Here is a 20,183-nt window from a genome sequence, read left to right as displayed (position 1 = left end):
ATGTCCGTCAAGACCACGTGTCCCTATTGCGGTGTCGGCTGTGGCGTCATCGCGTCGAAGGACGCGGCGGGCGCCGTCCAGGTCGAGGGCGACAAGCAGCATCCGGCCAATTTCGGCCGGCTCTGCAGCAAGGGTTCGGCGCTCGCCGAGACCATCGATCTCGACGGGCGTCTGCTCGAGCCGATGGTGGACGGCGCGCCGGCGGCGTGGGACGACGCGCTCGATCGCGTCGCCGATGGCTTTGGCAGGATCATCCGCGAGCACGGGCCCGACGCGGTCGCGTTCTATGTTTCCGGCCAGCTGCTGACCGAGGACTATTACGTCATCAACAAGCTCGCCAAGGGCTTCGTCGGCACCGCCAATATCGACACCAATTCGCGGCTGTGCATGGCCTCCAGCGTCGCCGGGCACAAGCGCGCCTTCGGCAGCGACACCGTGCCGGGCTGCTACGAGGATCTCGAGCAGGCGGAGCTTCTGGTGCTGGTGGGCTCCAACGCCGCTTGGTGCCATCCGATCCTGCACCAGCGCATGCTGGCGGCGAAGGAGAAGAATCCGGCGTGCAAGATCGTGGTGATCGATCCGCGCCGCACCGCGACCTGCGAGGGCGCCGATCTGCATCTGCCGCTGCGCTCGGGCAGCGATTCCGTGCTGTTCAACGGCCTGTTCGCCTTCCTCGCCGGCAGCAACGCGGTCGACCGCGGCTTTGTCGGCAATTGCACGACGGGTGTGGTCGACGCGCTGAAGCAGGTCGGCGGCCAGACCGTGGCGCAGACTGCGGCGACCTGCGGCCTGACCGAAGGCGCGGTCGGGCTGTTCTTCGACTGGTTCACGCGCACCGAGCGCGTCGTCACGCTGTATTCGCAAGGCATCAACCAGTCGTCGAGCGGCGTCGACAAGGTCAACGCCATCATCAATTGCCATCTCTTGACTGGACGCATCGGCCGTCCCGGCATGGGGCCGTTCTCGCTGACCGGCCAGCCCAACGCGATGGGCGGCCGCGAGGTCGGCGGGCTCGCCAACCAGCTCGCCGCGCATATGGAGATCGAGAATCCCGCGCATCGCGAGCTGGTGCAGCGGTTCTGGCGCGCGCCTGTGATCGCGGAGAAGGCCGGGCTGAAGGCGGTCGACATGTTCGACGCGATCGCCGACGGCCGCATCAAGGCGGTGTGGATCATCTCGACCAATCCGGTGGTGAGCCTGCCGGATGCCGATCGCGCGCGCGCCGCGCTCGACGCCTGCGAGCTCGTCGTGGTGACGGATTGCATGCGCGACACCGACACCACGCGCCATGCCGACGTGCTGCTGCCGGCGCTGGCGTGGGGCGAGAAGGACGGCACCGTCACCAATTCCGAGCGCCGGATCTCGCGGCAGCGGCCGTTCCTCGCAGCTCCGGGCGAGGCGCGCGCCGACTGGCGCATCATCTGCGACGTCGCCGGTCGCATGGGATATTCGGGCTTCGACTACGCCTCGGTGGCCGAGGTGTTCCGCGAGCACGCCGAACTGTCGGGCTTCGAGAACAGCGGCCGGCGTGATTTCGACATCTCGGCGCTGGCGGCGCTCGACGATACCGCCTATGACGCGCTGGCGCCGGTGCAGTGGCCGGTGACGTCAGATCACCCGGCCGGCACGCCGCGGATGTTCGAGAGCCAGCAATTCTTCACGCCGGACCGCAAGGCGCGCTTCGTGCCGGTGACGCCGCGCGCGGCGCGCAACGCCACCAGCCGCGACTTTCCGCTGGTGCTCAACACCGGCCGCGTGCGCGATCAGTGGCACACCATGACCCGGACCGGCAAAACCGGCCGGCTGCTGGCACATGTGTTCGAGCCCTATGCCGAGTTTCACCCGGAGGATGCGCGGCAGGCCGGCCTGCAAAACGAGGGATTGGTGCGGCTGACCAGCAGCTGGGGCGAGATGATCGCGCGCGTCGTGGTCAGCGTCGACCAGCGCCGCGGCTGCGTGTTCGTGCCGATGCACTGGAACGAGGAGTTCGCCGGCGAGGGCCGCGTCAACGCGCTGGTCAATCCGGCGGTCGATCCGCTGTCCGGCCAGCCGGAGTCGAAGCACACGCCGGTCAAGGCCGATCCCTACGCGCCGAAATGGCACGCCTTCATCCTGAGCCGCGACGCGATCAGGCGTCCGGCAAGCGGCTATTGGGTTTACGGCAAGGCCGGTGATTGCACGCGGCTGGAACTTGCGCTGGATGCCCGCCCGGAGAGCTGGCGCGACTGGGCGAGGGCGCAGCTCGGCCTCGACGGTGTCGAGATCGAGTGGATCGCCTATCGCGATCCCGCGGCGGGACGCTTTCGCTACGCGGCGGTGCGCGACGGCCGGCTCGAGGGCTGCGTGTTCATCGCGCCCGATCACACGCTGCCGTCGCGCGCCTGGCTGACCGGGCTGTTCGCCGAGCAGCAATTGTCGGCCAATGCGCGGATGTCGCTGCTCGCGGGAAGGCCGTTCGGCGCGGGCGAAGACATTGGCCCGATCGTCTGCTCCTGCTTCAGCGTCGGACGGCACCAGATCACCGCCGAGATCAAAAAGGGCGCCGACAGCGTCGATGCGATCGGCCGCTGCCTGAAGGCCGGCACCAATTGCGGCGGTTGCAAGCCCGAGATCGGCAAGCTGATCGGCGCCACCGCGCAGCCGCGGCAGGCGATCGCGTCGTAAGTCGCTCTATCCGCTCGATGTCCGCGGCCTCTTTGAGCATGATCTTCTCGGAAAACCGCTTCGCACTTTTCCGGATCATGCTCAGCAACCGCGGCAGATGCTCTTCAGCTTGCTGTTGAGCAGGCGGTCCTCCTCATCCGAGGCTGCCTTGGTATAGGCATCGTTGCCGTGGCGCCTGTCCTCGGCAAATCCGCCGGCGCCATTGGCGCCGCCGTGCATGCCGTGACTGTGCCCGCCGCCATGGCCGTGGCCGCCGCGCGCGTCCACCGCCGGCATCGCGACCGCAAGCAGCGTCAGCAGCAGCCCGACCGTCGTGATCGTCCGCATGTTTTCCTCCGCGGCAAAATACCGCTGACGCTGAGGCAAATCGGTGTCGGCCATCTTCACAATTTCGCGTGGCGGCAATCGGGGCAGGGCCGGCCGGTTCCGGCCAAATACCGCCGGTGCGTCGCACATAGGCCATCCGGGGATGGCTTCATGCCCACAATGCAGTGCTCGCGACACCAAAATGGTGTATCCGCAGGCTCTGGCGCGCTCAAGACACGGGCAGGACGCAGGTCGGCGCCGAATAATCAAGATATCGCAAGATTTGGAGGAAGGTTCATGTCGGCTCTGCCACTCTCGGGCATCAAGATTCTCGACCTGACGCGGGTGCTCGCGGGCCCGCTGTCGGCCCAGATGCTGGCGGATCTCGGCGCCGAGGTGATCAAGATCGAGCGGCCCGGCGGCGGCGACGACGCCCGCGCCTTCGGCCCGCCCTATCTCACCGATCCCGAAGGCAAGCAGAACAACAACAACTCGTTCTATCTCTGCGCCAACCGCAACAAGAAGTCGGTCACCGTCAATATCGCCAAGCCGGAAGGGCAGGCGATCATCCGCGAGCTCGCCAAGACCGCGGACGTGATGATGGAGAACTACAAGGTCGGCGACCTCAAGCGCTACGGCCTCGACTACGAGACCATCAAGCAGCTCAACCCCGGCATCGTCTATTGCTCGGTGACAGGTTTCGGCCAGACCGGACCTTACGCGCCGCGCGCCGGCTATGATGCGATCCTGCAGGCGATGGGCGGGTTGATGAGCGTCACCGGCCATATCGACGGCGAGCCTGGCGAGGGTCCGATGAAGGTCGGCCCCTCGATCGTCGACTACATGACCGGCATGAACACCTCGATCGGCATCCTCTCGGCGCTCTACCATCGCGACGCCAACAACGGGGAAGGCCAGCATATCGACGTCTGCCTGTTCGACACGGTGATCGCATCGCTGTCGCACTGGCTGCAGATCTACCTCGTCAATGGCAAGACCCCGCCGCGCCGCGGCACCTGGGGCAATGGCGGCATGCCGGCCGGCGTATTCCGCTGCACCGACGGCGAACTGATGCTGGTGGTCGGCAATGACGGCCAGTTCCAGCGCACCTGCGCCGTGCTCGGCGAGCCCGAGCTCGCCAACGACAAGCGCTTCGTCAAGAACAACGACCGCGTCGTGCACGGCAAGGAGATCATGGCGATCTTCGCCGGGCTGTTCCTGAAGCACCCGGTGGCCTATTGGCTGGAGAAGCTGGAGGAGGCCGGCGTGCCATCCGGCCCGATCAACAATTTCGAGCAGGTGTTCAGCGATCAGCACGTGCAGTCGCGCGGCATGCGGGTCAAGGTCGACCATCCCTTCGAGCCGAACCTGTCGCTGATCCGCAACGCGCTGACCTTCTCGGGCACGCCGATCACCGACTACCGCGCCCCGCCGCTGCTCGGCGCCGACACCAAGGACGTTTTGGCGACCATCGGCTATGACGATGCCAAGGTCGAGGGGCTGAAGGCGCAGGGGATCCTGTAGCGCTGAAGCAACTTCGGCGTATTCCGGACCACCGTTCCGTCATCCTGAGGCGCGAGCTCTTGCGAGCCTCGAAGCATGCACGGCCCCGCTGGTGGCCGTCGATCCTTCGAGACGGCCGCTGTGCGGCCTCCTCAGGATGACGGTGAGACAGCGAGGCCGTCGCTGGTACACTTCGACCAGCATCGAAGCATCATTGACATCAACCTGCTAGGTTGGCGCCATCGATCCCTCATCGAAGGTGCCAATCATGAAACGGGAAGTGGTCCGCGTCGAACCGATCTCGAGCTGGTTGGAGCGCTGGAAAGCGCCGGCGTCGCCGGTCACACGTGCGGGCAACATGATCTTCGTCTCCGGCCTGCCGCCGTTCGATCCCGCCACCGGCGAGTTCGCCGCCGGCGCGTCGATCGAGCGGCAGAGCGAGCTGGTCATGGAGCAGCTCAAGCAGTGCCTCGAGGCTGCGGGCGCCACGCTCGACAATGTGATGAAGTGCAACGTGTTTTGCACCTCGGCAAAGCACTTCACAACCTTCAATGCAGTCTATGCAAGGTACTTCCCGCAGCAGCCGCCGGCGCGGATCTTCGTCTGCATCCCGGAATGGACCGGGCCGTTCGACGTCGAGATCGATTGCATTGCGATGGTGTAGGGCGCGCCGGCATAGTCTCGCATCGCGCAACAGGCTTCGCGTCACCTCGCCCCGCGTGCGGGGAGAGGCCGGATCGCATCGTGAGATGCGATCCGGGTGAGGCGGAGTCTCCGCGAATTCGGTTGCAACCCGCCTGCGCGGAGCGGCTCCCTCACCCCAACCCTCTCCCCGCAAGAGCGGGGCGAGGGGGCGCAATCCCATCGCCGGTGTCATCCGGCCCGGCTTCGTCGCGCACGTCTCACAGATCCTGCCGCGTCAGCCGACCGTGCATCGCGACCGGCCGCGCGGCCGGCTTGCTCGGTACGTCGCCCATCGTCAGCGCCATCACCGAGACTGTGACCACGCGGTCGATGATGCCGCGGACGTCGTCGAGGTCGCATTTACCTTCCGACAGCCGCAGCAGGCGTTCCTTCTCGCGGATGGTGTGGTGCGCCATCGCGAGCGCGAAGTGCAGGCCCCAATAGAGCTCGGTGTCGCTGCTGGCCGGCATCGCGCGGCGCATCGCCGCGGCGAACTTGCGCAAGTGATCGACCTCGCGATTCTTGATGCGGCGGATCGGCGGCACGGATTCGATCGAGGCGCGGATCATGAAGCGCGCCGCGGTCGAGCCCTCGCGATCCGGCCCGAGGCAGCCGCGCAGGGTGGGGCCGACGAGGGCGCGCATGATGTCCTCGATCGAGGCGCGGCCGCCGCCTTTTTCCTCCGCCGCCCGCAGTTCGTTGAGACGCTCGCGGTTGGTCTGGATGCTGCGGGTGACGAACAGCTCCGCGATCGATTCGTCCTTGGAGCCGAAATGATAGTTCACCGCAGCGAGGTTGACGTTCGCTTCCGCGACGATGTCGCGCAGCGTGACGTCGCCGAAGCCGCGGTCGGCATAGAGCCGCTCGGCGGCGGCGAGAATGGCGGATCGGGTCTGGTCGCTGGCCATGGCTGAGAGCCTCCGGTCATTCCGGGGCGATGCGCGGCATCGAACCCGGAATCTCGCTCCACAATTTCCGGATTCCGGGTTCAGCCCTGCGGGCTGCCCCGGAATGACGAACGCGAGGTTGCATTTCAAACATTTGTATGAAACTATCGTTTGAACGGTCGGAAATGTCAATCCGCGGATCGCGGGGCGGCGTTCTGGCACACCACCGCCGCCCTTCCGCGAACGCCCTTGCGAGCCGCGGAGGCGGGGTCAACAATGTCGACAAATGGCTGCTGCCCAAGCGAGTGGCCCAAGTCTAGGAAACGAGGAGCGTCCCATGGATTTCACGATGTCGCCCAGGCAGAAGGAGTGGCTGGAGCGCGTTCAGGCTTTCATGAAAACGCATGTCCGCCCGGCCGTGCCGATCTACGACAAGCAGGACGCCGAGGGCCCGCGCTGGAAGGTGATCCCGATCCTCGAGGACCTGAAGAAGAAGGCGAAGGCCGAAGGCCTCTGGAACATGTTCATGCCGCCGTCCTCGCATGAGGACGATGAATTCCACGGCGCGGGATTGACCAATCTCGAATACGCGCTGCTGTCGGAAGAGATGGGTCGCATCTCCTGGGCTTCGGAAGTGTTCAACTGCTCCGCCCCCGATACCGGCAACATGGAAGTGTTCATCCGCTACGGGACCAAGGAGCAGAAGCGCAAATGGCTGCGCCCGCTGATGGACGGCGAGATCCGCTCCGCCTTCCTGATGACCGAGCCGGCGGTGGCTTCGTCCGACGCCACCAACATCGAGACCCGCATCGAGAAGGACGGCGATCACTACGTCATCAACGGCCGCAAATGGTGGTCGTCGGGCGTCGGCGATCCCCGCTGCAAGATCGCGATCCTGATGGGCAAGACCGACTTCAACGCCGCCAAGCATCAGCAGCAGTCGCAGATCCTGGTGCCGCTCGACACCCCCGGCATCAAGGTCGAGAAGATGCTGCCGGTGTTCGGCTTCGACGATGCGCCGCACGGCCACGCCCAGGTGCTGCTCGAGAACGTCCGCGTGCCGAAGGAGAACATCCTGCTCGGCGAGGGCCGCGGCTTCGAGATCGCGCAAGGCCGTCTCGGCCCGGGCCGCATCCATCACTGCATGCGCACCATCGGCCAGGCCGAGGAGGCGCTGGAGAAGATGGTGAAGCGGCTCGCCTCGCGCACCGCGTTCGGCAAGAAGATCATCGAGCATTCGGTCTGGGAGCAGCGCATCGGCGATGCCCGCACCGACATCGAGATGAACCGTCTGCTCTGCCTCAAGGCCGCCGATATGATGGACAAGGTCGGCAACAAGACCGCGCAGGCCGAGATCGCGATGATCAAGGTCGCAGCTCCCAACATGGCGCTGAAGATCATCGACCAGGCGATTCAGGCCTTTGGCGGCGGCGGCGTCTCCGACGACGCAGGCCTCGCCCGCGCCTATGCCCACATCCGCACGCTCCGTCTCGCCGACGGTCCGGACGAGGTGCACAATCGCGCCATTGCCAGACTTGAACTTCGGAAGTATGCAAACACGTCGCACTGAGCATGATGCGGAACGCATGGCGTTCGCGCGCACATCGTGCTCAGAATGAAAAGAGAGATCAGGCTGGCGTGCCAGCCTGATTGAGGGAGCGCCCCGACGCGCTCCTTGAAAAATCGAGTTGAGGGAGCGTCATCGTGGCGGACGGCGTCAGGAAAGACGAAGAATTTTCCGGCACAAGGGAAGTCGAGGAGCGCCATCGTATCAACGAGGCCAGTCTCGACGCCTGGATGAGGGAACACGTCGAAGGCTATCAGGGCCCGCTCACGGTCCTGCAGTTCAAGGGTGGCCAGTCCAACCCGACCTACAAGCTCGAGACCCCCGGCCGCAACTATGTGATGCGGCGCAAGCCGTTCGGTAAATTGTTGCCGTCGGCGCATGCGGTCGATCGCGAGTTCCGCGTGATCGCGGCGCTTGGCAAGCAAAATTTCCCGGTCGCGAAAGCCTACGCCCTGTGCACCGACGACGCCGTGATCGGCTCGGCCTTCTACATCATGTCGATGGAGGAGGGGCGGGTGTTCTGGGATCCGACGCTGCCGAGCCAGGAGCCCGATGCGCGCCGCAAGATCTTCGCCAGCAAGATCGAGACGCTGGCCAAGCTTCATCTGTTCAATCCCGAGACGATCGGCCTCGGCGACTTCGGCAAGCCCGGCAATTATTTTGCGCGGCAGGTCGATCGCTGGACCAAGCAGTACCGCGCCTCCGAAACCCAGCACATTCCCGAATTCGAGAAGCTCGCCGAGTGGCTGCCGAAAACCGTTCCGGAGCAGAAGCGCGTCTCGATCGTCCATGGCGACTATCGCCTCGACAACATGATCTTCCACGCCACCGAGCCGCGGGTGCAGGCGGTGCTCGACTGGGAATTGTCGACGCTCGGCGATCCCATGGCCGACTTCACCTACCTCCTGATGCAGTGGACCATGCCGGGCCTCGTCAATGCCGACCTCAAGGCATTGAACATTCCGAGCCAGGACGAGGCGGCGCAGATCTATTGCGACGTGACCGGCATCCCGGTGCCGGACCTGAACTGGTATTTCTCCTACAATCTGTTCCGTCTTGCCGGCATCACGCAGGGCATCGCGGGCCGGGTTCGCGACGGCACCGCGGCGAATGCCAAGGCCCTCGAGTCGGCCAAGCGCACCGTGCCGCTGTCGCAGGCGTCATGGGAATACGCGCAGAAGGCCGGCGCAACCTGATCCAGGAAAGCGGCGCGATCCCGCAGGGTTCGCGCCGCCTTGCGTCCGCTTCACCTCGCCCCGCCTGCGGGGAGAGGTAGGATCGCATCGCCAGATGCGATCCGCGTGAGGGGAGTCTCCGCAAACACATTTGTCGTTGATGCGGCGCCGCCGCTGCAAGGTGCGGCATGTTTCCGCATTGTAGCCATCTGTGACTTGAGTTCGCGCTGCCGCTTTGGCAAGTCAGTCCGGTCAACGCCCGCCCTGGTCCTGATCGGACATCTTCATTTTGACCCTTTCCTCCAATCTTCGCGGCAGCCTGTTCATGGCTGCGGCCATGGCCAGCTTCACGGTCAACGACACCATCACCAAGGCGGTGTCGGCGGAGCTCAACATCGGCGAGATCCTGCTGGTGCGCGGCCTGGTCGCGATGGTGCTGGTCGCGGCGCTCGCCTGGTACCGCGACGCGCTGCGCAGTTTCAGCGTCCTGCTGATCTGGCCGGTCGGGCTGCGGGTTCTTGGCGAGATCGGCGGCACGCTGACCTATCTCTCGGCGATCGCGCAGATTCCGCTCGCCAACGCCTCGGCGATCTTCCAGGCGCTGCCGCTGGTGATCACGCTCGGCGCGGCGCTGGTGTTCGGCGAGCCGGTCGGCTGGCGGCGATGGCTCGCGATCGCCGCCGGCTTCATCGGCGTCCTCGTCATCGTTCGGCCCGGTGCGGAAGGCTTTAGCCAGGCTGCGCTCTTGGCGCTGGCGTCGGTCGGCTTCTGCGCGGTGCGCGATCTCGCCACCCGCCGTATCCCGAAAGAGCTGCCGACCGTGTTCATCACGCTGCTCACCACCGTGACCGTGACGACAGCGGGTGCTGTCGTCCTTGTCCCGCTCGGCGGCTGGCGGCCGCCGTCCGGCACCGCGCTCGGCCTGCTCATATTGGCCGCGGTCCTGATCCTGATCGGTTATCAGTGCATCATCGTGTCGCTGCGCACCGGCGACATCTCGGCGGTGGCGCCGTTCCGCTATACCGCGCTGCCGTGGGCGATGCTGACGGGCTATCTCGCCTTCGGCCACAAGCCCGACGGTCCAATGCTCGCGGGCGCCGCGATCATCGTGGCCTCCGGCCTCTATGCCTTCTACCGCGAGCGCAAGCGCGACAAGCTCCGTCCGGCCGCGACCGGACCGGGCCTGCCGCCGGATGGGCTGTGAGGCATCCGTGATCCGTAGGATGGGTGGAGCGCCTTGTCCGCCGTAGCTCGAAGAGCGAAGGCGGAAGCGATACCCATCATGGCGCCGCGGATACGAGGTGATGGGTTTCGCTTCGCTCTACCCATCCTACGCAATCATTTGCAAATCACTCCGCGCAATGCGCGATCAGCCGCGCGACGAATCTTCCGCAGGCCTCGAGCTGCGACATCTCGACGAATTCATCCGGCGTATGCGCCTGTGCGATCGAGCCGGGGCCGACCACGACGGACGGCACATCCGCCATGCTGACGAATAGGCTGGCCTCGGTGCCGAAGGCGACCTTGGCGTGGTCGTTGCGGCCGGCAAATTGCTTGGCGAGCGTGACGATGGCGGCGTCCGCCGCGGTGTCGAGTGCGGGGTAGTCGAGGATCTCCTCGAAGTCGATGCCGCAGTCCGGATGCCGCTTGCGCATGTCAGGCTCGATCTCGGCCTTGGCCCAGGCGGTGATCGCGTCCGTCACCTCTCTCGAACTCGGTGATGCCGATGCCGCGGCACTCGAATTCCACCACGCATTGGTCCGGCACGATGTTCAGCGCGGCGCCGCCATGCACGATGCTGGTGAGCAGGGTCGAGTGCGGGACATCGTAGAGGCTGTCTCGCTCGGCATCCGCCGCCAGCAGCACGGCGCGGCGGCGGATTTCGGCGATCAGGTCGGCGGCATATTCGATGGCGTTGACGCCGTCGGGCGCGATCGAGGAGTGGCGGGCGAGCCCGCGGAACGTGGCGCGCACGCCATGCTTGCCCTTGTGACCGATGATCACCTGCATCTGGGTCGGCTCGCCGACGAAACAGCCGAGCGGCTTGATCGGCTTGCGCGCGACCTCGCGCAGCATCGGACGCACGCCGACGCAACCGATCTCCTCGTCATAGGAGATGGCAAGATTGATCGGCGTCTTCAGATCGGCCGCGAGCATCTCGGGAACCATCGCGAGGCAGACGGCGACAAAGCCCTTCATGTCGGTGGTGCCGCGGCCGTACAGCCGGCCGTCGCGCTCGACGAGCTCGAACGGGTTGTGGCTCCAGTCCTGTCCCACAACCGGCACGACATCGGTATGCCCCGACAGCACCAGTCCGGCCTTGTCCTCGGGGCCGACCGTGACCCACAACGAGGACTTCTGCCCGGTTTCATCGACGATGCGCTGTCCCGTGAGGCCAAGCGAGGCGAGGTAGCGCTCGATGTAGTCGATCAGGGGCAGATTGCTGCGGTCGCTGACGGTGTCGAAGGCGACGAGGTCGGCCAAGAGCTTGCGGATGCGGTCGGGACGTTGATTTTGCATTGCCTGTTCGTTTGCGAGGGGATTGTGCGAGGAACTACGAGTGTGCGGGCGATCCTGCCAGCGAAGTATAACAGCTGGTGGGCCTGCCGAGGCCAAGCAATATTCGGACCGTTGCCAGCGGTTATTGGAGGTCCAGGCGTGTAGATGGGTAGAGCGAAGCGAAACCCATCTGATATATCCGCGCGGTGAGATGATGGGTTTCGTGAAGTTTATCATCGGGTCGCGCGGTTGCGCGGACCTGGAGCGGAACGAAAGGCAAGACTCGGGCAATTCATGTCGCGAGAATGCGAAACTGTTCCCATTCTCGGCTGTCATCGCCCGGCTCGGACCGGGCGATCCGGTACGCCGCGGCCTCTCGGCTCAAGCACAGACGTCTCTGGAGTACTGGATCACCCGCATGCGTATGCGCAGGTGATGACACCGCGCATTTGTCATCATGAATCGAGGACCATCCATTGCCGTCGTCCCGGCGAAGGCCGGGACCCATCACCACCAATGGTCATTGTTGCGCGACGTTGGAACGAGCGAGTCCCGCTCACAACCCCGGCTGCGGAGTATGGGTCCCTGCTTTCGCAGGGACGACGATTGTGGATGGAGGCCGCGCCACACATTCGCTGTCGTCCTGGCGAAAGCCAGGACCCATGACCACGAATGGTCTTTGTTGCACGTTGCTGGAACGACAGAGTTCCCTTTCACGACATCCGCCGCGGAGTATGGGTGCCGGCCTTCGCCGGGACGACGCTGGTGTATGCGGCGCCACCGCGGACGATGGCTTGGAGACTGCCCTCGCTAGATCGGCTTGCCCGTATACGGCATCGACGCGGTGAGGCCGCCGTCGACCGGGATGGCCTGGCCGTTGACGTATGACGCTTCATCGCTTGCCAGGAACAATCCCATCGCGGCGAGCTCGTGCGGCTGGCCGGCGCGCTTGAGCGGATTGAGCTGGCCGATCTTGTCCTGGGTGCCGCGCTCCTTGGCGCGATCGAACACCGGCTTGGTCATACCGGTTTCGATCAGGCCTGGGCACACCGCATTGATGCGCACGCCGGTGCCGGAAAGGGAGTAGGCGGTGGTCTGCACCAGGCTGATGACGCCGGCCTTGCTCGCGCCGTAGGGATGTCCGCTGGCACCCGACTTCAGACCCGCGACGGAAGCGGTGCAGACGATCGAGCCAAAGCCCTGCTTGGTCATATGCGGGATCGAATGCTTGATCGCGAGGAACGGGCCGATCAGATTGACGCGCAGCACTTCCTGCCAATGTTCGACGGTCTGGTCGGCGAGCGGGACGAGGCCGCCGCTGACGCCGGCATTGGCCCAGATCGCGTCGAGCTTGCCGTACTTCGAGACCGCCTTCTCGATGAAGGCCTTCACGTCGCTCTCCGAGCCGGCATCGGCGGTGACGGCCTCGACGGTGCCGCCGGCATCGCGCACCAGCTTGGCGGTCTCGTTCACGCCCTCGGTGCGATCGACCGCGATCAGCTTGGCGCCTTCCCTGGTGAACAGCAGTGAGGCGGCGCGGCCGATGCCGCTGCCAGCGCCGGTGATGATGACGGATTTGCCTTCGAGGCGGCCCATGAGTTTCTCCCTGTTCACGTGATTAGTTCGGGTGGTCCGTGGCGCCTCTGCCGCGCGACGGAATTCAAACAAAATTTCAAACGTCCGAAGCACTTGAGACGATGTGCGGCGTGACGTACAGCGAGACGGGACACTATTGAAGGGCTCATCCGATGTCCAATCCAGACAAGCCTGACGTGACGGTGACGCGATGGTGGTGGGTTCGCCACGCGCCGGTGCGCAGCGACGGCGGCAACATTTACGGACAGGAGGATATCGACTGCGACACCGGCGATCTCGAAGTGTTCGAGGCGGTCGCCAAGATGCTGCCGCGCGATGCGGTCTGGTATTCGAGCAATTTGAAGCGCACGCACAAGACCGCGGACGCGATCTGGGCTGCCGGGTTTCCAAAGCCGGAAAGCATGACGCAGGAACGCGACTTCGCCGAGCAGCATCTCGGCCAGTGGCAGGGTGTGAACCGCGCCGCGTTTCTCGCCAGTCGTCCGCCGGGTACGGCCTGGTTCGCCGACGTCAACGATCCCGCGCCCGGCGGCGAGAGCTACATGGATCTCTACACCCGCGTCTGCCGCACCATTGTGCGGATCACCGCCGCGGAAGCGGGCAGGAATATCATCGCCGTCGGCCACGGCGGCGTCATCAAGGCCGCGGTCGGGCTGGCGCTCGGCGGCCAGCCGGACAGGGGGCTATCGTTCGATATCGATAATGTCTCGGTGACGCGGCTCGATCACATCGCAAGCGCCGGTCTGTCGACCTGGCGGCTGCCGATGGTGAACCAGCAGCCGTGGATCGCCGATCCGCGCCACGCCGCGATGCATCAGCCGTCGGGGCCTGAAGTCAGGCCGGCGAGCAAGCTTGCGTGATCGTCATTCCGGGATGGTCCGAAGGACCAGACCCGGAATCTCGAGATTCCGGGTTCGACGCTGGTGCGTCGCTCCGGAATGACGCTAAGACGAACACTTAACATCAGGGAGAGAAACATGACCTTGTTCGACATGAAGGGGAAAGTCGCCGTCATCACCGGCTCGACGCGCGGCATCGGACGCGCGATCGCCGAGCGCATGGCCGAGCACGGCGCCAAGGTCGTGATCTCCTCGCGCAAGGCTGACGTCTGCGAGCAGGTGGCGAAGGAGATCAACGACAGCTACGGCAAGGGCACCGCGGTTGCGATCGCGGCCAACATCTCGTCGAAGGAAAACCTGCAGAACCTGGTCGACGAGAGCAACCGCGCCTTCGGCAAGATCGACGTGCTGGTCTGCAACGCGGCGTCGAACCCGTATTACGGTCCGCTCGCCGGCATCTCCGACGATCAGTTCCGCAAGATCCTCGACAACAACATCGTCGCCAACAACTGGCTGATCTCGATGGTGGTGCCGCAGATGATCGAGCGCAAGGACGGCTCGATCATCATCGTGTCCTCGATCGGCGGCCTGAAGGGCTCGACCATCCTCGGCGCCTACGCGATCTCGAAGGCTGCCGACATGCAGCTCGCGCGCAACCTCGCCTGTGAATACGGCAAGCACAATATCCGCGTGAACTGCATCGCGCCCGGCCTGATCAAGACCGACTTTGCGAAGGCGCTGTGGGACAATCCGGACAATCTGAAGGCCTCGACCGCGCGCTCGCCGCTGCTGCGGATCGGCGTGCCGGACGAGATCGCGGGCGCCGCCGTGATGATGGGCTCGCGGGCCGGCGACTTCATGACCGGCCAGACAATCGTGATCGACGGCGGCGCGACGATCAGCTGACGCCGGCGTTGGTGCGCAAAGCGTGCCACGCACTCAATCTGTATCTGTCATCACCCGCGAAAGCGGGTGATCCAGTATTCCAGAGGCAGTGATTATTGAGCCGATGGGCCGCGGCGTACTGGATCGCCCGGACAAGCCGGGCGATGACAGTCTTGGATGAGGAGGGAGGCGGCTCGCCTCACTCCACCGCGGCATACACCCCGTTGCGCACCAGCGAGCGGGTATATTCGCGCTGGCCCGGGCCCTGCATCATGAAGACCGCGATCAGGTCTTCGCTCGGATCGATCCAGAAGAACGTGCCGGCCATGCCGCTCCAGAAATACTGGCCGACCGAGCCGGAGAACGGCGCGATGCCCTGCTGCATGCGCACGGCGAAGCCGAGGCCGAAACTGTGGCCGGGCGACACCAGCGTGCCCTGGATTGTCACGCCGGCGCCGAGGTGATCGGAGGCCATGAATTCGAGCGTCTTGCGGCCGATGATCCTGGTGCCGTCGAGCGAGCCGCCGTTCAGCAGCATCTGCGCGAAGCGGGCATAGTCCATCGTGGTCGAAACCAGTCCGCCGCCGCCGGATTCCATCGCCGGCTTTTCCAGCATGTTGAACAGCTGCACCTTCTCGTTGGTCCAGGGATCGTTGGCAAAGGCCTCGGCGAGGCGGCCGGCATTGGCTTCCCCGGTGTGGAAGGCGGTCTCGGTCATCTGCAGCGGCGAGAGGATGTGCTCAGTGAGGTACGCGCCGAGCGTCTTGCCGCTGACGACCTCGATGATGCGGCCGAGGATGTCGGTGGAGCGGCTGTAGTTCCACTCGGCGCCGGGCTGGCAGACCAGCGGCATGCCGGCGAGCATGGTGGCGTGCTCGGCGTTGGTGATCTTGCGGCTGCGCAGCCGCGACTGCTGGTAGAGCTGCTGCACCGGGCCGTTGCCGGTGTGGTCATAAGTAAGCCCAGACGTGTGACGAAGCAGGTCCTGGATCGTCATCTGCCGCTGCACGGGTACCAGCTCGAGCTTGCCGTTGTTGTCGACGCCGACCTTCGTCTCGGCGAATTCGGGGATGAATTTCGCGACGGGGTCGTTGAGCAGGAAGTGGCCGTCCTCCAGCAGCTGCATGATGCCGACCGAGACGATCGGCTTGGTCATCGAGAAGATGCGGAAGATCGTGTCATGGGCCATTGGCGCCGAGGCGCTCGGGCTTTGCCGGCCGATCGCGTCGAACCAGCCGATCTGGCCGCGCCGCGCCACCAGCACCGTCACGCCGGGCACGGTTCCCTTGTCGACCTCGCGGCGGAAGGTGTCGGACATCGCCTGCAGCCGCGCGCTCGACAATCCGATCGATTCGGGCTTGGCGAGGGGAAGAGAGGGGGTGGTTGGGCTGGCGGCGTGCTTGGTGGCGGTTTGGGCGTTCATGGTCTCTCCCTGGTTGTTGATTCTTGCGGCGAGGTGCCGGCATGGGGTGATCTTGGGGTGATCGCCGAAGTCTGGCGCAGAAGTTTTGCAATGAACAGAAGCTTCACCGCTTCGCCCTTGCAAACCGGCCATGCCCTGTGCTTGAAACGGCGCGAACCGGCGGCGACGCGGGTTCCCTGCAGGAGTGTAGCTCAATTGGTAGAGCACCGGTCTCCAAAACCGGGGGTCGCAGGTTCGAGCCCTGCCACTCCTGCCAGCCTTTTCCCAATCATTTGAATGTCTTGGCCGAGGTCCCGGACCCCGGCCATGATCATGTTTGCCTACTTGATGAGCGGGCAGCCGCCGTCCTTCAGCGGCCGGAACGCCTGGTCGCCGGGCACTTCGGCGAGCACCTTGTAGTAATCCCACGGCGCCTTCAATTCCTCGGGCTTCTTGACCTCGAACAGGAACATCGAGTGCACCATGCGGCCGTCCTCGCGCACCACGCCGTTGTCGGTGAAGGCGTCGCGGACCGGGGTCGCGCGCATCTTGGCCAGCACCGGCTTGGTCTCCTTGGTGCCGGCGGCCTTCACCGCGTTGAGGTAGTGCAGGGTGGCGCTGTAGGTCGCGGCCTGGTTCATCGTCGGCATCCGCTTCATGCGCTCGAAGAAGCGCTTGCCGAAGGCGCGGGTGCGGTCGTTGAGGTCCCAGTAGTAGGCCTCGGTGATGATCAGGCCCTGCGCGAGCTTCAGCCCGAGGCTGTGGATGTCAGAGATGAACATCACGATGCCGGCGAGGTTCTGCCCGCCCGCGACGATGCCGAATTCGGAAGCCTGCTTGATGGTGTTGATGGTGTCGGCGCCGCCATTGGCCATGCCGATGATCTTGGCCTTCGAGGCCTGCGCCTGCAGCAGGAAGGACGAGAAGTCCGGCGTGTTGAGCGGATGCCGCGCGCTGCCGAGCACCTTGCCGCCGGCGGCGCGGACCACGTCGCCGGTGTCGCGCTCGATCGAATGGCCGAACAGATAGTCGGCGGTGATGAAGAACCAGGTATCGCCGCCGTTCTTCACGATCGCGCTGCCGACGGTGTGGGCGTTGGCGTAGGTGTCGTAGGTCCAGTGCAGCGTGTAGGGCGAGCAGGACTTGCCGGTGATGTCGGAGCTCGCCGCATCCGTCACGATCATGATCTTCTCGAACTGCTTCGACATCTCCATGCCGGCGAGCGCGGTCGCCGAGGTCGGCATGTCGATGATCATGTCGACATTCTCGGCCTCGTACCATTTGCGGGTGATGGTGGCGGCGACGTCGGCCTTGTTGAGGGCGTCGGCGGTGACGAGCTCGATCGGCTTGCCGAACATCGACCCGCCGAATTCCTCGATTGCCATCTTGGTGGCCTCGACATTGCCGGCGCCGCCGATGTCCGAATAGACCGACTGGAAATCCGTGAGCACACCGATCTTGAGTGGCGCCTGCTGGGCGAGCGCCGGCCCTGCCAGCACAGCCGCGATCAGGCCGGCGGCGGACAGACTCGTGACGATGGATTTCATGATGGTGTGCCTCCCCGAGGTGTTCTTATCAGTTTGTCCGACAAAGCTAGATTTGCCTGGTTCCGGTGTCAATTATGACCGCCTGGGTGCGACAATCAGGCCGGATATCGTTCGTTTGACGCCCCCAGGGCCTTCGCCTATCCTTTGTCCGACAAACGACAATCGGGGTCCGGGGGAGCTGAAGATGCCCACCACGCCGCTGTTCCGGCGCATCGATGTCGCGCCGGCCTATCAGAAGGTCGCCGACGCGATCGAACGCGAGATCATCAACGGCCGGATCAAGCCGGGCGAGCCGATCGGCACCGAGCAGCAGCTGGTTGCGCAGTTCGGCGTCAACCGCTCGACGGTGCGCGAAGGCATTCGCGTGCTCGAGGAGGGCGGGCTGATCCGCCGCGATTCCAGCCGCCGGCTGCAGGCCTGCCTGCCGCGCTACAACAAGCTCGCGACGCGACTGTCCCGCGCGCTGATCCTGCACGAGGTGACGTTCCGCGAATTGTTCGAGACCTCGATGACGCTGGAGGTCGCGAGCGTCGAGGGAGCGGTGGAGCGCGCGACCGAGGAGAACATCGCCGAGCTCGCCGGCAATCTCGAGCGCAGCGCCGCTGTCGTCGGCAATCCCGCTGCGCTTGCCGAGCTCGACGCAGAATTTCATGTGCTGATGGCCAAGGCTTCGCAGAACCGCGTGCTGCAGCTGGCGCGCGAGCCCGCCGCGCAACTGTTCTTTCCGACCACCGAGATGATCGTGGGCGGCGTGCCTGAGGGCGGCGCGCGGCTGGTCGAGGCGCACCATCATCTGCTCGACGCGATCAAGCGGCGCGACAAGGAGGCCGGCGTGCTGTGGACGCGGCGGCACCTGCAGGACTGGCGGCGCGGCTTCGAGAAGATCGCCTCGCTCGATCGCTCGGTCGAGCACACCTACATGGAACACGCTTACGCCGCCCGGCAATAGCGACGGCGCGGCCAAGACAAGACGAAGACAAGACGAAAACAAGCACATTCGGGAGGGACAAATGAGCGGAGACATCGAAGCAACCATCCAGCGCGCCCGCGAGCACAGCATCGGCGATCTGTTGCGCCGGTCGGCGAAGCGCTACCCCGGCAAGACCGCGCTGATCTGCGGCGCGGTGAGCTGGAGCTTTGCGGAGATGGATGCGATCTGCAATCGGCTTGGGCGCGGCTTGCTCGCGCTCGGCGTTGCCAAGGGCGATCGCGTCGCGGTGCTGTCGCGCAACTCGCACGGCTTCGCGGCGCTGCGCTTTGCCGTGGCCCGGATCGGCGCGATCCTGGTGCCGATCAACTTCATGCTCAATCCGGACGAGATCAATTTCATCCTCGCCAATTCCGGCGCCAGGCTGCTCGCGGTCGGTCCCGATTTCGTGGAGACGGCGCACGCTGCGGCTGCCAAGGGCTCGGCGGTCGAGACCCTGATCTGGCTGCCGGGCGAGGACCTGGCCACCGCGCCCGAAGGCATCACGACGTTCGACACCCTGTTGCACAGCGACGCGTCGGCGCCGGAGGTGTCGGTGGACAGCCGCGATCCCGCGCAGATCATCTACACCAGCGGCACCGAGTCGCTGCCGAAGGGCGCGATCCTCACCCATGAAGCCGTCATGTGGCAGTATGTCAGCTGCATCATCGACGGCGGCATGGCGACGGACGACACGGTGCTGCACGCGCTGCCGCTCTATCACTGCGCGCAGCTCGACGTTTTCCTGGGCCCCGCGATCTATCTCGGCGCCACCAGCCTCATTACCGGCAAGCCGGTGGCCGACAATGTCCTGGCGCTGATCGCGGCCCACAAGATCAATTCGTTCTTCGCGCCGCCGACGATCTGGATCGCGATGCTGCGCTCGGGCGCGTTCGACCGCACCGACCTGTCGACCCTGCGCAAGGGCTATTACGGCGCCTCGATCATGCCGGTCGAGGTGCTGCTCGAGTTGCAGCGCCGGCTGCCCGAGGTGAAGTTCTGGAATTTCTACGGCCAGACCGAGATCGCGCCGCTCGCGACCGTGCTGACGCCGGAGGACCAGCTGCTGAAGGCAGGCTCGGCCGGCAAGCCCGCGATCAATGTCGAGACGCGGGTGGTCAGGCCTGATATGACCGACGTCGGGGTGGGGGAGGTCGGCGAGATCGTGCATCGCTCGCCGCATCTGTTGTCAGGCTATTACAACGATCCGGTCAAGACTGCGGCCGCGTTCGCCGGCGGCTGGTTTCATTCCGGCGATCTCGCGACCATCGATGCCGGTGGCTACATCACCGTCGTCGATCGCGTGAAGGACATGATCAAGAGCGGCGGCGAGAATGTCGCGAGCCGCGAGGTCGAGGAGATGATCTATCGCCTGCCGGCGGTGTCGGAGGTCGCGGTGGTCGGGCTGCCGGATCCGCGCTGGATCGAGGCGGTGACCGCGATCGTTGTGGTCAAGGCCGGCCAGAGCCTCGATGCGGACGCCGTCATCAAGCACTGCGCGGCGTCGATGGCCCACTTCAAAGTGCCGAAGCAAGTCATCTTCGTCGATGCCTTGCCGAAGAACCCGAGCGGCAAGCTGCTCAAGCGCGAGCTGCGCCAGCGCTATGTCGGCGGCGCCACACTCGATCAGGCGGTGCAGAAGAGCTTTGCCGGATAGGCGAG

Annotated in this window: 15 protein-coding genes, 1 tRNA gene and 1 pseudogene; 11 read left to right on the top strand and 6 right to left on the bottom strand. The window is 65.1% G+C overall.

The annotated features are described in order from the left end of the window. Positions 1-2,664, top strand: a complete 2,664-nt coding sequence (locus tag ACSKB9_RS07175) for a nitrate reductase (protein WP_438072225.1) — start codon at positions 1-3, stop codon at positions 2,662-2,664. A gap of 81 nt (positions 2,665-2,745) precedes the next feature. Here ACSKB9_RS07175 and ACSKB9_RS07170 read toward each other — a convergent pair whose 3' ends face one another. After that, entirely contained in the window at positions 2,746-2,991 is a 246-nt protein-coding gene (locus ACSKB9_RS07170) for a hypothetical protein (RefSeq protein WP_438072223.1), read from the bottom strand. A gap of 276 nt (positions 2,992-3,267) precedes the next feature. Here ACSKB9_RS07170 and ACSKB9_RS07165 point away from each other — a divergent pair, with 276 nt between their 5' ends. Both ACSKB9_RS07165 and ACSKB9_RS07160 read left to right on the top strand, forming a co-directional pair. Next, complete coding sequence (locus ACSKB9_RS07165) at positions 3,268-4,494, top strand: CaiB/BaiF CoA transferase family protein (protein ID WP_438072221.1); 1,227 nt, start codon at positions 3,268-3,270, stop codon at positions 4,492-4,494. A 247-nt stretch (positions 4,495-4,741) separates the two neighbouring features. Further along, complete coding sequence (locus ACSKB9_RS07160) at positions 4,742-5,137, top strand: RidA family protein (RefSeq protein WP_438072219.1); 396 nt, start codon at positions 4,742-4,744, stop codon at positions 5,135-5,137. Positions 5,138-5,375: 238 nt separating this feature from the next. Here ACSKB9_RS07160 and ACSKB9_RS07155 read toward each other — a convergent pair whose 3' ends face one another. Continuing rightward, on the bottom strand, positions 5,376-6,065 hold the full coding sequence (locus tag ACSKB9_RS07155) for a TetR/AcrR family transcriptional regulator (RefSeq protein ID WP_438072217.1): 690 nt from the start codon (positions 6,063-6,065) through the stop codon (positions 5,376-5,378). A 316-nt stretch (positions 6,066-6,381) separates the two neighbouring features. Between ACSKB9_RS07155 and ACSKB9_RS07150 the strand changes: the two genes are divergently transcribed. From ACSKB9_RS07150 to ACSKB9_RS07140, 3 genes are all read left to right on the top strand, one after another. Further along, positions 6,382-7,614 (top strand): acyl-CoA dehydrogenase family protein, encoded by a 1,233-nt coding sequence (locus ACSKB9_RS07150; RefSeq protein ID WP_438072215.1) that lies wholly within the window; start codon positions 6,382-6,384, stop codon positions 7,612-7,614. A gap of 134 nt (positions 7,615-7,748) precedes the next feature. Continuing rightward, positions 7,749-8,807, top strand: coding sequence for a phosphotransferase family protein (locus ACSKB9_RS07145; protein ID WP_253639617.1), 1,059 nt, complete (start codon positions 7,749-7,751; stop codon positions 8,805-8,807). 268 nt (positions 8,808-9,075) lie between these two features. Beyond that, positions 9,076-9,990, top strand: a complete 915-nt coding sequence (locus ACSKB9_RS07140; protein WP_141342957.1) for a DMT family transporter — start codon at positions 9,076-9,078, stop codon at positions 9,988-9,990. Positions 9,991-10,135: 145 nt separating this feature from the next. Here ACSKB9_RS07140 and argE read toward each other — a convergent pair. Next, positions 10,136-11,306: pseudogene (argE, locus tag ACSKB9_RS07135) on the bottom strand (acetylornithine deacetylase). A 789-nt stretch (positions 11,307-12,095) separates the two neighbouring features. Continuing rightward, on the bottom strand, positions 12,096-12,881 hold the full coding sequence (locus tag ACSKB9_RS07130; protein ID WP_304495821.1) for an SDR family NAD(P)-dependent oxidoreductase: 786 nt from the start codon (positions 12,879-12,881) through the stop codon (positions 12,096-12,098). 152 nt (positions 12,882-13,033) lie between these two features. Between ACSKB9_RS07130 and ACSKB9_RS07125 the strand changes: the two genes are divergently transcribed. Beyond that, positions 13,034-13,741 carry a histidine phosphatase family protein gene (locus ACSKB9_RS07125; protein WP_438072212.1) on the top strand — a complete coding sequence of 236 codons (708 nt, stop codon included), beginning with the start codon at positions 13,034-13,036 and terminating at the stop codon, positions 13,739-13,741. A 117-nt stretch (positions 13,742-13,858) separates the two neighbouring features. Continuing rightward, positions 13,859-14,626 carry an SDR family NAD(P)-dependent oxidoreductase gene (locus ACSKB9_RS07120; RefSeq protein WP_026192903.1) on the top strand — a complete coding sequence of 256 codons (768 nt, stop codon included), beginning with the start codon at positions 13,859-13,861 and terminating at the stop codon, positions 14,624-14,626. Positions 14,627-14,804: 178 nt separating this feature from the next. Here the strand turns inward: ACSKB9_RS07120 and ACSKB9_RS07115 are convergent, their stop codons facing one another. Next, the gene (locus ACSKB9_RS07115; protein ID WP_438072210.1) at positions 14,805-16,028 is read right to left on the bottom strand and encodes a serine hydrolase domain-containing protein; all 1,224 of its coding nucleotides are present in this window, start codon (positions 16,026-16,028) and stop codon (positions 14,805-14,807) included. A 180-nt stretch (positions 16,029-16,208) separates the two neighbouring features. Between ACSKB9_RS07115 and ACSKB9_RS07110 the strand changes: the two genes are divergently transcribed. Then, positions 16,209-16,284: transfer RNA gene (locus ACSKB9_RS07110), tRNA-Trp, on the top strand. 64 nt (positions 16,285-16,348) lie between these two features. On the opposite strand, the gene ACSKB9_RS07105 is transcribed toward ACSKB9_RS07110, so the two are convergent. Next, the gene (locus ACSKB9_RS07105; protein ID WP_438072208.1) at positions 16,349-17,554 is read right to left on the bottom strand and encodes an ABC transporter substrate-binding protein; all 1,206 of its coding nucleotides are present in this window, start codon (positions 17,552-17,554) and stop codon (positions 16,349-16,351) included. A gap of 184 nt (positions 17,555-17,738) precedes the next feature. On the opposite strand from ACSKB9_RS07105, the gene ACSKB9_RS07100 reads away from it, so the two are divergent. Both ACSKB9_RS07100 and ACSKB9_RS07095 read left to right on the top strand, forming a co-directional pair. Next, positions 17,739-18,503 carry a FadR/GntR family transcriptional regulator gene (locus ACSKB9_RS07100; RefSeq protein WP_018272155.1) on the top strand — a complete coding sequence of 255 codons (765 nt, stop codon included), beginning with the start codon at positions 17,739-17,741 and terminating at the stop codon, positions 18,501-18,503. A gap of 61 nt (positions 18,504-18,564) precedes the next feature. Beyond that, positions 18,565-20,178: an acyl-CoA synthetase gene (locus ACSKB9_RS07095; RefSeq protein ID WP_438072206.1), complete on the top strand. Its 1,614-nt coding sequence runs from the start codon at positions 18,565-18,567 to the stop codon at positions 20,176-20,178. Positions 20,179-20,183 lie beyond the last annotated feature (5 nt).

The sequence above is a fragment of the Bradyrhizobium sp. BR 1433 genome (genome assembly GCF_051547665.1).
Lineage (GTDB): Bacteria > Pseudomonadota > Alphaproteobacteria > Rhizobiales > Xanthobacteraceae > Bradyrhizobium > Bradyrhizobium australafricanum.
The sequence above is the reverse complement of the archived record's forward strand: the minus strand, read 5'-3'. Positions and strand labels throughout refer to the sequence as shown.